We start from the raw sequence: 15,055 nt of genomic DNA, 5'->3' as shown, positions 1-15,055 counted from the left end.
GTCACTAATCCATGTCAAGATATGCACCTTTCATCGGACTTACAACATGCTCTCTGAAAAGTCTCAGCACACCTTTTTGGTATTTACCGCTGCGTGGTTTCCAGTTTTCCTTTCTGTTCTGAAGGATTCTGTCAATCTCCTCCGGAGACCTCCTTTCGCCTTTTATTCCAATTATATTAAGTTTCCTCTCTCTGACATCAAGCTCGATGAGATCGCCCTCTTCAACCAGCGCTATAGGCCCTCCCGAAGCGGCTTCCGGAGAACAGTGCCCTATCACGGGACCTGTGGAAGCACCTGAAAAGCGGCCGTCTGTAATAAGTGCAATGGATCTTCCGAGTTCCTTGTCCGAGCTTATGGCTTCCGAAGTGTAAAACATCTCCGGCATTCCGCTGCCCTTGGGCCCCTCATACCTTATAAAAACCGCATCATTTTTCTGAACCTTGTGGTGAAGAACAGCCTCAAGGCACTCTTCCTCCGAGTCAAAGGGGCGGGCATACAAAACGGCCTTCATCATCTCCTCCGGGCAGGCTGTATGCTTAATTACAGCTCCCTCCGGCGCAAGATTGCCTTTTAATACCGCTATGCTTCCGTCAGTGCCAATGGCATTGTCATAAGATCTGATAATATCCTGTCTTGTAGCCTGCACATTATAACGGCGGTTAAACTCCGAAAGTCCGCGCCCACACTTTTCATAATACCCGTTATTTTTTAACTCCATGAGGTTCTCGCCAAGAGTTTTCCCTGTAACGGTCATGGCATCAAGGTGAAGCTGGTCTTTTATCTCCTCCATTATTGCAGGAACACCTCCCGCATAGAAAAAGCACTCAGCAGGCCATTTTCCGGCAGGTCTGATATCAAGAAGATAGTGGGCTCCCCGATGAAGACGGTCAAAGGTGTCCCCGTCTATCTCTATTCCGATCTCGTGCGCTATTGCGGGAAGATGCATGAGACAGTTCGTGGAGCCTGAAATTGCAGCGTGCACAAGGATCGCATTTTCAAAACTATCCAGAGAAAGAAGCTTCGAAGGTCGCATATCTTCGCTACCCGCCATCTCTGCCGCTCTCATTCCGGATCTGTAGGCGCAGTCACGTATCTCTTCGCCCGAAGCAGGTAGAAGCGCGCTTCCGGGAAGTGCAAGTCCCAGAGCCTCCGCCATTATCTGCATGGTAGATGCTGTACCGATAAATGAGCAAGCGCCGCATCCCGGGCAGGCATTGGCCTTTGCCCAGTTAAGCTTATCCTCTCCGATTTCTCCTCTCTCATACTTCGCGCTGTACATGCCAAGCTGCTCCAGTGTCAGCATTTCCGGCCCTGCCTTCATAACGCCTCCGGGCACAAAAACAGAGGGAATGTCGACGCGCAGCATTCCCATCAGATTCCCGGGAACCGATTTATCACAGCTTGCAAGATAAACACCTGCATCAAAAGGTGTCGCATTTGCCTGGATTTCAATCATTCCCGCCATCATTTCACGGCTCGCGAGGCTATAGTTTATTCCGTCTGTACCCTGGCTTTCCCCGTCGCACATATCAGTGCAGAAATATCTTGCGCCATGGCCGCCTTTTTCGGATACACCTCTAAGAACTTCCTCCATAAGCACCTTCAAATGTACGCTTCCCGGATGGCTGTCACCATAGCTGCTCTCAACAAAAATCTGAGGCTTGGAGAGATCCTCGTTCTTCCATCCCGTCCCAATCCTTAGCGGATCAAGTTCAGGAGCCATTTTTCTCATCTGCTGACTTTTCAATTCCATGTCCGACCTCCGGATTTTCCGATATTCCTACGTGATTTTTGATGTAGCCCTTTTTAAATAATTCTGTAGCCTGCCTTATCAAGAACCTCCTGCGCAAGCTCGAAATTCTCGGCCTTAACCAGAATATAATCCGTATTAAAAGTCGAAACAGCGAAGATTCCTATATTGTTCTTGGCCAATACCTTGGATATCCCCGAGAGAATTCCTATGAGTGAAAAATCGAGTTCTCCCTGTATTCTGAAGCACTTCCAGCCATCGTTTCGTTCCACCGTATTTTCGGGAACCGTCTCGGTCCGGCACACGAGAGAAATCTCCTCATCCGTTTTTCCCACGAAGCAAAAGTCCTGCTGTAAATCTATCTTAGAAATATCCTTAACCTTGCATACTGTAAAATCATATGGTAACCGCAATAATTTCATAATTACACCAACCTTTCCTTCACAAGATCTTTATCTTCGTCATATTACAAATTGCTGACAATATAGTTCCAGATTGCCGTTGTGGGCTTGGGATTGTAATGTATTCCGTCGGGCGATATCTCTACGTTGTTCTTAACATAGGAATATACGTCTATCACCTTCACGCCGTGAGCACTTGCCCATCCGGTGACGCTCTGGTTAAAGGCGATCATTTTTTCATTTGGATAGTTTGCGACATCGAATTCGCCGCTGAGGGATTCATCCGCAGTAGGGCCTACTGTACAGATAACAACTGTTTTTCCCTGGCTTATCAGACTTTCGTATACAGACTCGTATAAAGCCGCATCGTTGTTATCATTGCAGCCAAGCCATGATACCAGCGTGTCAAACTCCCCTGTGCCATAGCGACCGATAACATCAGTGAGGTATGCACAGTGGCAGCCGTCTTTTGCAAAAACCCTGATTCCGCCGGCATCATAATCGTAGATTTCCTCTGCATTTCCATCAAACATATCAACTGTTCTTGAATCTCCCACAAAGAAGATTCTGCCATAGCCGGTGCTCTCCTCTTTAGGAGTCTCCTCCTCGGAAGTAGCCTCGGTTGCTTCGTTTTGTGCTTCATTTTGTGCTTCCTCTGCGGGAGCAGCCTCTTCCTTCTCAGAACCGGCTTCATCGCTTTCAGTCTCGTTTTCAGAAGCTGTCACAGGCTCGTCAATATCATTATCAAAATTGCTCTCAACCCCTGAAGGGCTCTGGCCGGAAGGAGTTGCCACGCCGGATGATGACGGTGACGAATCATCACCTATACTTTCAGGCTCGCTCATGTCCGGCGCGTCACTTTCAAAGCTTGTAGACGGTGATCCGGTATCACCGAAATCTTCCGATGCATTATCGCTTGAAGGAGCTTGTGCAAAATCGGATGCCGGAGCACTGCTGTCGCTGCCATCGTCTGTGGCATTCATTGTCGGCGTCTCATCGGCGCTCTGATCTGAAACCGTTTCGGTCTCTGAAGGAGTGGGCAGAGCCGGTCTTTCGGTGTTTGTACTGTTTCCACAGCCTGACATGATCAGGCATGCTGCTATCAAAATAAATAATCTTTTTTTCATACCAAATGTCCTCTTCTTTTTCAAAACTTTTTAAACAGTATATCACATCGCAATATCTGCCACGATAAAGCCTATAAATGGTTAGCAATGTATACCGGCGATAAATACACTATTTATGTGTGGTACAATACTTACCATGTGAAAAAAATCAAAATAAAAATATTAGGGAGCTATCATGAAAAAGAGTATTTTAATTGGGCTATTGGCAATCAGTTTGTCTGTTTTATCAGGTTGTGGCCAAAGCGCTGCAGAGAAGGAAGCCGCACCGGCTGAAGCATCTTCGCAGGAGGCGTCTTCTGCAGAAGAAACTGTATCTGAGACAGAGGCAACTGCCGAAGAAAATACTGAAACTGATGAAATTGCAGATGAATCTTCAGAAGATACCGAACCTGAAAAAACCGAGGAAGAAGCTTCAGAAGAAAACACTGAAGTTGCCGACGGAATCGCAGAAGCAATTGAGCAGGAAACCTCCTATACCGAGGAAGCTGACGTAGCAGATGCCGATGAGAATGCAACCGACACTGAAGATAAGAGAATCGCCGAAGCTGAAGTCGGTGACCTTGTACTTCCCAAGTACACTGCCTTGAGAACGGATGAGGCTTCAGGTACCGTAGAACATATCTCATATCCCGCCCACGACTATGCAGGAGACGGCCATGAGATCACAAAGGAAGCAAATATCTATCTTCCTGCCAACTACAGCAGCGATAAAAAATATAATGTCCTGATTCTGCTGCACGGAATCGGCGGCAATGAAAACGAATGGGGATTGGATAAGAAAACTTCCAGAGTTAAAGCACTGATGGATAATCTTGCTTACTACGGAGACATTGATCCCTTCATAGTTGTAACACCCAATGGCAGAGCCTGTGATCTTGAAGGCGAAGGCGGTTCCGGAATAGACGGATTCTACAAATTCGGCCAGGAGCTTCGAAACGATCTGATTCCTTACATTGATTCACACTACAGCACCTATGCTGAATACAGTGAAGGTTATGATTTGTCCGAAGCAAGAGCACACAGAGCCATTGCCGGCTTATCAATGGGCGGTATGCAGACAATAAATATCGGAATAGGCGAATGCCTCGATATGTTTGGATATTTTGGAGCCTTTTCCGCAGCGCCTACCAGCAAAACTGCGGCCCAGACAGCTTCTCTTCTTAAAGACAATACTTATCCCATATACTATTTCTACAATATATGCGGATTACAGGATAGAACAGCCTATTCAAGCGCTTCAGCGGCCGCAAAATCACTGCCCGCTCTCTGCGATCAGTTTGTGGATGGTGAGAACTTCATGTGGCAGGAGCTTAACGGCGGCCACGATTTTCACATCTGGTATCTGGGCTTCTACAATTTCGCCCAGCTGGTATTTAAGGCGGAGGCTTGATTTCCCGTTAGAGCCCGCCCATGGAGCGAAAAAAATCGACTACTGATTTAGTAGTCGATAGTTACAAGCAATCCGTTACCTGATGCTTCTGAAACAGTGTACTTTTCCGGTACACTGTTTTTTAATGTGTCCGGAACAATTGCAAAGGGTTCTACTCCCAAAGCCTCTCCTTCCGTAATCTCCTCAAGTGAATACGGATCATCGGAAAGCTCAAGATCTGTCTGTATCAGATCCACAAAAGGCAGCTCATAGATCTTTTTTGCTACCGCAATAAGCTTATCAACCTTTTCACGGTCATATACTATCTTGTGGTCCTCCGCCTTTATAAGATCATCCTCGGGAACAATAATATTTATTGTAAAAATCCCCTTCTCCGGCTGATTCAGTATAAAGCTTCTGACTTCGGAAAAACCTTCCAGGACATGCACAATCTGTATATAATCATTCCCGGCGTGTTCCTTAAAAGCAAGCCGATAGTTATCTTCCAGCTTCTTCTGATTGCTATCCATGAGTTCATCATAAGGTATATCCATAAACGGCCAGTACTCGCCAAGAAGATTCAGTCCCGCCGTCGGCAAAACCTTGTAAAAGTCCCTAAGAATAGTATCGTATATATGGTCTCTGTTACATTCAGAGACCAATGAAAAATATGCCGGCATGCTTTCCCCCTCGCTATGCATACAGTCTCTCTCATCAAAAGCTTCAAGATTGACTGGCATTCTTATTAAATTTTTTAGCCTATTTATTCATTATACGATATATAAATGTAAGTGCAATTCCCAAAATTGATAAAATCATTGCTGCATAATAAGCTGCCACATAAGTACCCTGCATACTGTAGATTCTGCCTATGATTATCGGCGCAAAAAATCCTGAAAATGCAAAACCAATAAACATAATTCCATAATTTACGCTTGAATACTTTGCACCGAATTTCTCGTTGGTAAAACCGGGATATATTCCCATAAACCCACCAAAACATATACCTATGATGCAAATACCCGCATAGAGAGTAAATGCGCTACCCTCTCCGGTGATTATAAGCATGAAAAGTCCAACGATCGAGCAAAAAAGCAATATTGTAAGTGTATTTATCTGCCCGATAAGGTCAGAGATAAATCCTCCGAGAATTCTTCCACCTGTATTGAAAAGAGCCAGAACAGATACAACCACAGCGGCTGCCTGCGGGCTCATAAGCACCTGATTCTGCGCAATCGGGGAAGCCTGCGAAATGATCATCATACCCATAAATGCGCCGCAGCACATAAGCACCATCATTACATAGAATTCCTTGGTCTTAAGCATCTCGCTCCAGGTATAATCCTTAGCTTTTGATGCTTTTGTATTATCGGAAAGAGGTGCAACATACCCTTCCGGCACAAAGCCGTCCGGACAGGGAAGAATCAGCAATGATGCAGCAAATACAATAATAACAATCGCTATTCCAAGTATCTTAAAGGCCATTGTTACATCCATTTTGGAGATGATTGCATTGGCAATGATCGGAACCAGCACTGAGCTAAGTCCGTAAGATGCAGTGGCTATACCACCGACCAGTCCCCTTTTATCCGGAAAAAACTTAACGCAGTTGCTGACTGTGCAGCCGTAGGTCATACCCATGGCAAGTCCGCAGCATATACCAAATCCGAAAATAAGTCCCGGAACAGATCCCGCAAAACCGCAGATAAGAAAGCCCAAACCAAACCAGATTCCACCTATCATAATTACAAATCTCGGTCCGATTGTCCTTACAAGCTTTCCGCCGCCTATCATGGTTATAGGTCCAACCACATTTGCTATGGAGAATACTATGGCAAGACTACTTGCTGTTACGGCATTGTCTCCGCTAAGTCCCTGTACCGCTGAAATATGCTCCGCCATAGGAGATGCAAAAACGCTCCAGGCATACAGTGCACCTATACAAAGGTTAATCAGGCAACTTGCTATTAATACCAGCCATCTCCGACTTGTTAAATTCATTTTTAATCCTCTTTTCGTCTAAAAATTACATGTGTTTTTCAACAATGAGTCCCACCGGTTCATCCCCAAGGGAATGGACGTGGAAATATCCCTCGCCGTAGGGCGGTTTAGGATAGGAATACTTATAAAATCTTTTATTTTCGGTATCTTCCAGACATTCTGCCATCCTCTTCAAGACGTCTTTTGTAAGAAGATTCCCGTTATGTGATGAGATATAATAGTCAAAATCAAGCTCTAAGGCCTTTTTAACCGTTTGGAGCTCCTCCTCCACAGTTCCGTGATTCTTGAAAATCAGACTGATTATCGGAGAGAGCGCATCGCCGCTAAGAAGCAGCTTTAATTCCGGAAGTAATATTCCGATCGAACCGTGGCTATGACCGGGAAGGTCAATGATCTCTCCGTGAATATCTCCGAGGTCAATTCGGTCAAAATCAAGCTCTGCAATCTGCTTCCAATCCCCACAACCAAATACAATACCTTGTGTATCGTCTTGTATATTATCTTCCATCTCACTGACCCATTTATTCAGCAGTTCCTCATTATAGGTATCCAGGATATTTCTGTCCTTTTGGGACAGATAAACCTTAGGAAAAAAGCGGCTTCCGCCAATATGATCAAAATGACCATGACTACAAATTACAAGGAGCGGCAGATCTGTTATCTTTCGCACTTCTGCATGGATATCATCAACTCCGCAACCTGTATCGAATAAAAGGGCTTTTTCGCTTCCGATTATAAGGCTGGTCCCGCTTTCAAACCTGTCCTCAAGTATGTATATTTTTTCTGAGATTTTAGTCGTTTTTATCATTTCTTAAGTATAATACTTATCAGCTTTTTCTGGAAAGCATCCACTCCGATACCCACATAAACAACACCTGCTATCATTGCAGCCCCGATCTGGAGCGGAAGTGTGCCGATATCAGCTATTGCCATGGGTCCCATTATCGTAAGACCTATTGCCCATCCGCAGAGCCATGCCGGTGTGAAAATGAACTTTGGCACACTCTCGCCGATGAGAACCGCAAGACCACCCATCACAAACAATGTACAATACAGCTCAACATTGGGATTAAAGCTCAGCTTTTCCATTATAAAAATCGCGATAACCGCCCAAATATCGCCGCACAAGAATCCGATAGCTATTTTAAGGGCATCTGATGCCTTGTTTCCGTTCGCTACATAGAGTCCCGCACATATAAGAGCTACCGCACCGGTGGTGATACCAACCATGGGTGAGAGGACTGCCCAGATAGGCGGAAGCAGCGCTATTCCCAGCGCCAGTGTCAATTTGTTTATTGTTTTTTCGTTCATTTGTAACTCTCTTTTCGTTCTAAAATAAATCAGGCTCCGACTCCTTATTTTCATAAAGCATCGAAGCCTAATAAAGATTATCGATTATTCAAAATCAAAGCCTGTAAAGCAGGGCTTTCCTGTATAGTGCTTTATCTCCTCTTCTCCGTTAAGAGCGCGGATTGCACCTGCAGCCATAGCTTCCATCTCGAATTCTCCGGGATAAGCAAATACCGGTGCAATAAAGGAACAGGTATCTGTAATCTGTTGTACAAGATCCTTGTTATGCACCATTCCGCCTCCGAGAAGAATTCCGTCCACTTTGCCGTGAAGAACGGCTGCCATGGATCCGATGCACTTTTCGATCTGATAAATCATTGAATTCCAGACCATTTCAGCGTACTTATCACCGTTCGCAGCACGGTTTGTAAGTTCAATAGCATCTGATATTCCTTCGTGGCTTACAAATCCGCCGGACTTGGTAATAAGCGGCTTTACATCAGCTACGCCGAGGTTATTCTTCTTCATGTAATCAAGGAGATTGGCAACGGATATGCTTCCGCAGCGTGTAGGAGCCATCGGTCCCTCGCCGCCTACGATATCAAAACCGTCTACCATTTTTCCCTGTCTGTGCGCGGATACTGAGATTCCGCCGCCGATATGGCATACGATATAGTTTGCTTCCTCATATTTTTTATGAAGAACGTTCTTGCTGTGACGAATTGCAGTCTCCTTGAGGTTGAGGGAATGGAGGTGTGCGAGGCGATAAACGCCCTTGATTCCTGTCATTCTCGCAAGATCCTGATACTCATCAACATCCGGAGGATTTACTACCATCGCTTTAGCGCCGTTTTTGGATGCAAACTCATGAGCTAGCTGCGGTCCGAGTGCTGCAGGATGGATAACGCCGTTTGCCATGGTTCTGGCATGCTCCAAAATCAGATCATCCACTTCGTAGGTACCGCCCTCCATAGCGAAAAGTCCGCCGCCGCGGCCTACAAACACATCCACATCATCGATGGACTGACCTGCCTCCTTAAGGAGGTCAAGGATCATATTTCTTCTATAGGGAAGCTGATCACTTATGGTCTCGTATTTTGCAAGCTCAGCTGCATCGTGAGATACATTCTGGGTATAGAGACACTCTTCACCCTTAAAAAGCGCGATTTTGGTGGATGTAGAGCCCGGATTTATTGTGAAAACCTTGTATTCTTTCATTTTTTCTTCTCTCCTGCCGCTCTTACTGCGCTGATTACGATATTGCCCTTGATCTCGGATACCGGTGCACTTCTGGAGCAATCGCATACAACCTTGTTAAAGCCCTGAAGCATCGGACCGTAAGCATCCGCCTTACCGAACTGCTGAATGAGCTTAACTGCAACATTACCTACGTTAAGATCGGGCCAGATAACAACATTTGCCTTACCTGCAACCTTGCTCTCTCTGTTTACCTTCTTCTTGGCAACATCCGGGTTGATAGCAGCATCAAGCTGGAATTCACCGTCAATTGCAAGGTCGGGACGAAGCTCGTTAGCAATTTTTACTGCCTCGGTAACCTTGTCGATCAGCTCGCCCTGGCCGCTTCCGCAGGTGGAATAGCTGACACATGCGCATCTGGGCTCCCAGTCGAGAAGTGACTTAACAGTATCACAAGCTGAAATAGCGATACTTGCAAGCTGCTCGGGGTTGGGATTGGTGCACACTGCACTGTCACCGATTGCAAGAAGTGATCCCTCGCTTCCATCAAATCCCGGAATATCGCAGAGTCCGATACTTGAAACTGTTGCAAGACCGGGCTTAATGCCGATTATCATCTGTCCTGCAAGAAGAACGTCACCTGTCGTATAGTCAATTCCCGCAAAGGTAACATCCGCTTCGCCTGCAGCCTGCATAACCATTGCAAACTGGAGCTTATCCTCCATACGACGTCTGAGTGCCTTCTCCTTAAGTCTTGTCTCGGGAAGCGCTGTGTATTTCTCAACAAGAAGGGCCTTGTACTCCTCGTTGTTTACGTCAACGATCTTGAACGCCTCTTCCTTGTAGCCTCTCTCCTTGATAGCAGCCTTAATCTCTGCTTCATCACCCACCAGGATAGGTATGATATATCCTTCGGTGCCTGCCTCATAAGCTGCCTGCATCATCTTTTCATTAAGAGCCTCAGGGAATGCTACTCTCTGGGGATCCAATTTAGCTTTTTCAAAAATCTTATCAATTACGCTCATTTTCTACCTCTCATAAATAGGCTCGCCTTTACAGCGAGCCCAAAATGTTTTACATCTCTTCTTCAATAAGATCGATGAGATCAGAGATTGTCTCGCAAGCACTTGCATCAGCAAGCATAAGAGCTACGTCAAGCTCGTTCTCAATCTCTGAAACGAGAGCTACCATCTGAACTGATGCTCCGTTTAAGTCTGTCTTGAAGGATGTGGATTCTGAAAGCTCAGAAACCTCCTTCTTGTAGGACATTGCTACCATGTTTAATACCTGATCTAAAATTTCCTGTCTGCTCATTTTTATTCTCCTTTTTTCTTGTCCCCTCATCCGGCACTTCGTGCCACCTGTCTCCGCTCCGCTTCGGTCCGAGCTGAACCGACGGTCTACGTTCCACTCCGGTCGTTGCTAAGCACTCGTCCCCCGGACGAGTAGCAACCCCGGACGTCGAGCGCCCCCAAGGGGAAGGCTTTAGCTGAGGTACTTCTCATCCAGATCGAAGATTACGGTCTTGAAGCCGCCGTCACGATCTATTATTGCTGCATGTATATCGAGGGGAAGCTGTTTGGAAAGCTCCTCACGATTCTTTTTACTGATTCCGCGTACAACTGCGTTAAGTCTTGTGCCCTCTTCGAGCTCGACCTCGCCGTATGCGAATTTGCCCATTTTCTTGTATTCGGGCTTTGAGGAAAGTGCTGCAGGAAGTACGATGGAGTGAAGCTTAGCCTTTCCGCTTATCTCGTACCACTCTGTCTCATAGCTTCCGCACTCGTTACAAGCATATACGGGCGGGAACTCAACATGTCCGCACTTGGGGCACTTACGGCCCATAATTTTTCCTTCTTCCAAAGATGTGTAAAATTTCTCAACTATTTTCTCTAATTTGATAGCCATGGTCTCATCCTCCCTATTAATTCATTGTCCGAATGATGATAGCGGCTACGTTCTGAGCACCGCCGTATCCACGGAGCATTGTTGTTTTCGGCAGTTTCTTAACCTGGCGATCACCGCACTCATTCCACATCTGCTTGCATGCCTCGTACATATCTGCAAGTCCGGATGCTGCGTGAGCGTGTCCGAAGGAGGTTCTTCCGCCGTTTGAGTTGATCGGCTTGTCACCGTCCCATGCAGTACGTCCGTCGCAGATGTACTTCCAGCCTTCGCCGTAGGGAAGGTATCCTGCGATCTCAGCAGATACAAGGTGAGATGTGATGATGAAGTCATTTGCAAAGAACAGATCAAGATCGTCTCCTGAAAGTCCTGTTGACTCATAAACCTGCTTTACTGCTTCCTCTGTTGCGCGAACCTCGAAGTGAGGTGTTGTTGCCTCACAGGCAGCACTTCCGATTCCGAGAACTTCGATGGGCTTATGCTTTAAGTTCTTTGCAATTTCCGGAATCTTTTCTGTAGCACATACGATACATGCTGCAGCACCGTCGCACTTAAGCTCAAGTCCGCCTGCTCTGAGGAAATCACCCATCTTCGGGTTGTAGGGTGAGTTCATGTATTCATCAAGAGTCATGCCGGCTTTTTCAGCGAGCTCCTCATAGGTTGTTCTCTCGATAGCAAGCGGGTTTACAGATGCATTACGTCTGTTATTTATACACATTGCATTGAGTGTGTTATTCATATCCTCAGCAGAGATGCCTCTTGTGCGGACATACCACTCTGCAGCGTCATCATAGATGAGCTCCTGACCTGCCATAAGGCTTCTGGTGTAGGTTCTGTCATAGAGCCATGAAGTAGTCTTAAGGAACTTCTCCATTGTCATCTTGTCACGTTTATAAGGGTGCTTGGGTGTCTCAACATTATCGGCAGGGCTCGGTGTAGAATCACCGAACTCAACGGCACCTGTAAGAACACAGTCATATTTTCCTGATGCAACCGCATTTACAGCCTGCTCAATTGCAAGATAGCCTGTGCAGCAAGCCTCTGAGTGGTGAATGGATCCCTTGCCCTTCATTCCGAACCAGTTGGCGATCTGAACGTTGGGGGTAAGGTAGTTTGAACCGTTCAAAGGGCTCGCACAGCCGTGGAAGTAGAAATCAACATCCTGAGGGTTAACTCCGGCATCTTCCATAGCCTTAAGTGCGGCATATCCAAACAATTCGCCTTCTGTGAGGCCGTTTGTTTCTTCATTATCTACGGTGTACATAAAGGGTGTACAACCGACACCGATTATGGACACGCTTCTTGAATAATTTCCAAATTTTTTCATGTTATTAACCTCGTTAATTATCTTTTACATGGAATGGGTTTTGTGGGGCACTTAGGCTTCTGGGCACCTGCCATAACTATTGCATCCTCGTCACAGGCCTCCATACACTTGCCGCACAGTGAACACTCATCCATAACAATTACGTGAACGAACTTATTCTTTCCAAGAATTGCGTCGTCTTCGCAGACATCCATACACTCGCCGCATCCTACGCACTTACTTGCAAGGATATGGTAAGTCATGAACTTCTTGCAGACACCTGCGCGGCAGCCCTTCTTGGAGATATGCTCATCAAAAATCTCTCCGTAACTGCCAAGTGCCTCCTTTACTGCATCTGCAATATCTTCGCCATCTTCGCAAAGGGACTGGGTTTTCATCATCTCGGCAAGGTCTTCCATAAGAGCCTTGTCCCCGCTTCGTCCCTTCTTCTCGGTAATATCTTTTAAGATCATCTCCAGCTGTGTGATTCCTTCGTATCCAAAAACACATTTGCCACAGTTCTGGCAGGGATGGCTCTGGACTTCCTTAAGAAGGACATCAACCACGCACTGATCTTCTTTTAATTCTTTGATCTTATCTGCGCTACTCATCTTTTCCTCCTTAATACTCGTTCCAAAGCTTAACCTTGGTTATTGTCGTTCTAAGATCACACTGCAGACATCTTCCGGCTTCGCACTTAGCCTGGTCGCAGGTAAGAGGTTTCTCAATCGCATCAAAACTGCATTTTCTCTTGTCTGCTTCCATAACCTCAGCTTCAGTTCTTGTAAGATCCGCAAAGCCCTCAATCTGTCCGATGTATTTCTCGGGAGCCTGTCTTTCCACCAGAACTTCGCTGATATCGCCGTCTCCGCCAAGGAATTTATCGATTGCCACAGCGGCATCTCTTCCGCCTGCGATAGCCTCAATAACAGACTTTGTGCCTGTAACCACGTCGCCTGATGCAAATACACCTTCTACACTGGTTGCACTGTCCTTAGCTGCAATGTAAGGTCCGTGTGTCAGCTCAACGCCCATCTTGTCTGTTCCCTCAGGCTTCTGACCTACAGCAAAGATTACATTGTCGACCTCAACTATCTGATTTGAACCTTCTTCGAGCTCGATGATAGCCTTTCTGTTTTCATCGAAGTAGAACTTGTTTACCTTCTGGATCTCTACTCCGGTGGCTTTGGTATCACCTGTTATCCTAAGGAAGGAATGCGCTGCGTGAAGGATTACGCCTTCCTGCTCACCTTCCATTCTCTCCTCCTCTGAGGAGGTCATCTGCTGAAGATTCTCAAGACAAGCTATGTGCACTTCCTTAGCACCCTGTCTGATTGCGGTGCGGGCACAGTCATAAGCAACGTTACCGCCGCCGAGAACCATAACCTTATCACCAACAGGAAGCGGATTGCCCTGTCTTGCAGCCTTAAGGAAGTCTGCATTCACATATACGCCCTCAAGGTCATTTCCTTCGATCGGAAGCTTGGTTCCCTGATGTGTTCCTATGGATACCAGAACCGCATCAAAACCGCTCTGAAGAAGCTTTGCGGGCTCTTCACAGGCTTCGCCTGTCTTTAAGGTAATTCCTGCTTCAAGAATCGTATCAATCTCTCTGTCTAAGAGCTCATCGGGAAGTCTGTATGCGGGGATGCCGTAGCGACACTGTCCGCCTGCCTTCTCATTTTTCTCAAAAACAGTGACCTCGTGGCCTTTCTTTGCAAGGTAGTAAGCAGCTGTAAGTCCGGAAGGGCCTGCTCCGATAACGGCAACCTTCTTGCCTGTGGGAGCATCCTTTCTGACGTTCTTTTTCCACTCACCGCTCTCATTCGTAGCAGCTGCTCTCTTAAGTCTGCAGATAGATACAGGAGAATTGAGCTCTCCTCTCTTACACTGGCTCTCGCAGTTTCTTGTGCAGACAGATCCGAGAGTCTCCGGGAAAGGCACCTTTTCACGAATAATGGCTGTCGCCTTATCAAAATTGCCTTCCTTCACAGCTCTTATATACTCAGGAATATCGATGTGTGCAGGGCAGGTACTTCTGCAAGGTACAACGTTTTCATCATAGGTTCTCTCGGGTTTCATCAAATGGAATGCATCCACAATTGAACCTGTGGGACAAACCTCAATACATGCGCCGCAGAATCTGCAGCCGGCTTCCTTGAGGGACTTGCCCTCCGGGATTCCCGCTCTGATACCCATGTCGGTCTTGATGTAATCAAGAACCTTAACACCACGCATATCCTGGCATGCTCTGATGCAGCGTCCGCATCTTACGCATCTTGTGAAGAGATGCGAAATCAGCGGATTGCTCTCATCATTCGGAACTGCTCTCGATTTCTTTCTCCAGCGCTCCGGGCTTACTCCCATGTACTGATACATTGACTGAAGCTCACATTTTCCGTACTTGGGACATCCTGTACAATCAGCGGGATGAGTGGCAAGAATCAGCTCCATGGCAGTTTTTCTTACCTTTTCGGCCTCAGGGCCATTTACTGTGACCTTCATGCCATCAGTCACAGTTGTTTTACAAGAGGGCACAGCCCCCTCCACTCCGTCAATCTCAACAGAGCAGAGGCGACAACCTCCCTTTGCTTCCAAATCAGGATGGGAGCAAAGGTGCGGAATAAAAACGCCTGCTTCAAGGGCGGCATCAAGAACGGATGCGCCTTCTCTTGCCTCAATTTCTTTTCCGTCAATAAAAATCTTCAT

15 protein-coding genes are annotated in these 15,055 nt (G+C 46.5%); 1 reads left to right on the top strand and 14 read right to left on the bottom strand.

Going from position 1 to position 15,055, the window contains the following annotated elements; translation table 11 throughout:
• Nucleotides 1–4: 4 nt before the first annotated feature.
• From ilvD to G630_RS0107140, 3 genes are read right to left on the bottom strand one after another with little or no spacing between them, the layout of a single operon-like run.
• Entirely contained in the window at nucleotides 5–1,753 is a 1,749-nt protein-coding gene (gene ilvD / locus G630_RS0107150) for a dihydroxy-acid dehydratase (RefSeq protein WP_026498181.1), read from the bottom strand.
• A gap of 53 nt (nucleotides 1,754–1,806) precedes the next feature.
• Nucleotides 1,807–2,172 (bottom strand): ACT domain-containing protein, encoded by a 366-nt coding sequence (locus tag G630_RS0107145; RefSeq protein ID WP_022763348.1) that lies wholly within the window; start codon nucleotides 2,170–2,172, stop codon nucleotides 1,807–1,809.
• A gap of 44 nt (nucleotides 2,173–2,216) precedes the next feature.
• Nucleotides 2,217–3,278, bottom strand: a complete 1,062-nt coding sequence (locus G630_RS0107140; protein ID WP_026498180.1) for an SGNH/GDSL hydrolase family protein — start codon at nucleotides 3,276–3,278, stop codon at nucleotides 2,217–2,219.
• A gap of 175 nt (nucleotides 3,279–3,453) precedes the next feature.
• On the opposite strand from G630_RS0107140, the gene G630_RS0107135 reads away from it, so the two are divergent.
• On the top strand, nucleotides 3,454–4,668 hold the full coding sequence (locus G630_RS0107135) for an alpha/beta hydrolase-fold protein (protein ID WP_026498179.1): 1,215 nt from the start codon (nucleotides 3,454–3,456) through the stop codon (nucleotides 4,666–4,668).
• A 47-nt stretch (nucleotides 4,669–4,715) separates the two neighbouring features.
• Here the strand turns inward: G630_RS0107135 and G630_RS21070 are convergent, their stop codons facing one another.
• The 11 genes from G630_RS21070 to G630_RS0107080 form a co-directional block, all read right to left on the bottom strand.
• On the bottom strand, nucleotides 4,716–5,327 hold the full coding sequence (locus G630_RS21070) for a hypothetical protein (RefSeq protein ID WP_022763351.1): 612 nt from the start codon (nucleotides 5,325–5,327) through the stop codon (nucleotides 4,716–4,718).
• A gap of 79 nt (nucleotides 5,328–5,406) precedes the next feature.
• Nucleotides 5,407–6,648, bottom strand: a complete 1,242-nt coding sequence (locus tag G630_RS0107125) for an L-lactate MFS transporter (protein WP_026498178.1) — start codon at nucleotides 6,646–6,648, stop codon at nucleotides 5,407–5,409.
• Nucleotides 6,649–6,673: 25 nt separating this feature from the next.
• Nucleotides 6,674–7,456, bottom strand: coding sequence for an MBL fold metallo-hydrolase (locus G630_RS0107120; RefSeq protein ID WP_026498177.1), 783 nt, complete (start codon nucleotides 7,454–7,456; stop codon nucleotides 6,674–6,676).
• The gene (locus tag G630_RS0107115) at nucleotides 7,453–7,959 is read right to left on the bottom strand and encodes a DUF1097 domain-containing protein (protein WP_026498176.1); all 507 of its coding nucleotides are present in this window, start codon (nucleotides 7,957–7,959) and stop codon (nucleotides 7,453–7,455) included. Before G630_RS0107115 ends, G630_RS0107120 begins: the two co-directional genes overlap by 4 nt.
• A gap of 84 nt (nucleotides 7,960–8,043) precedes the next feature.
• On the bottom strand, nucleotides 8,044–9,156 hold the full coding sequence (gene buk / locus G630_RS0107110; protein WP_022763355.1) for a butyrate kinase: 1,113 nt from the start codon (nucleotides 9,154–9,156) through the stop codon (nucleotides 8,044–8,046).
• Nucleotides 9,153–10,160: a phosphate acyltransferase gene (locus tag G630_RS0107105; RefSeq protein WP_022763356.1), complete on the bottom strand. Its 1,008-nt coding sequence runs from the start codon at nucleotides 10,158–10,160 to the stop codon at nucleotides 9,153–9,155. The genes buk and G630_RS0107105 overlap by 4 nt, the downstream gene beginning before the upstream one ends.
• A 49-nt stretch (nucleotides 10,161–10,209) precedes the next feature.
• Complete coding sequence (locus G630_RS0107100) at nucleotides 10,210–10,449, bottom strand: acyl carrier protein (RefSeq protein ID WP_022763357.1); 240 nt, start codon at nucleotides 10,447–10,449, stop codon at nucleotides 10,210–10,212.
• Nucleotides 10,450–10,620: 171 nt separating this feature from the next.
• Nucleotides 10,621–11,043 (bottom strand): Zn-ribbon domain-containing OB-fold protein, encoded by a 423-nt coding sequence (locus tag G630_RS0107095; RefSeq protein ID WP_022761269.1) that lies wholly within the window; start codon nucleotides 11,041–11,043, stop codon nucleotides 10,621–10,623.
• Nucleotides 11,044–11,059: 16 nt separating this feature from the next.
• Nucleotides 11,060–12,367, bottom strand: coding sequence for a thiolase family protein (locus G630_RS0107090; RefSeq protein ID WP_022761268.1), 1,308 nt, complete (start codon nucleotides 12,365–12,367; stop codon nucleotides 11,060–11,062).
• A gap of 17 nt (nucleotides 12,368–12,384) precedes the next feature.
• A complete protein-coding gene (locus G630_RS0107085) occupies nucleotides 12,385–12,957 on the bottom strand; it encodes an NADH-ubiquinone oxidoreductase-F iron-sulfur binding region domain-containing protein (protein ID WP_022761267.1) in 573 nt (190 codons plus the stop codon).
• A 10-nt stretch (nucleotides 12,958–12,967) separates the two neighbouring features.
• The gene (locus tag G630_RS0107080; RefSeq protein ID WP_022761266.1) at nucleotides 12,968–15,055 is read right to left on the bottom strand and encodes an FAD-dependent oxidoreductase; all 2,088 of its coding nucleotides are present in this window, start codon (nucleotides 15,053–15,055) and stop codon (nucleotides 12,968–12,970) included.

This window comes from Butyrivibrio sp. WCD2001, assembly GCF_000424485.1.
Classification (GTDB): Bacteria; Bacillota; Clostridia; order Lachnospirales; family Lachnospiraceae; genus Butyrivibrio.
This window is presented reverse-complemented; position numbering and strand designations above follow the sequence as displayed.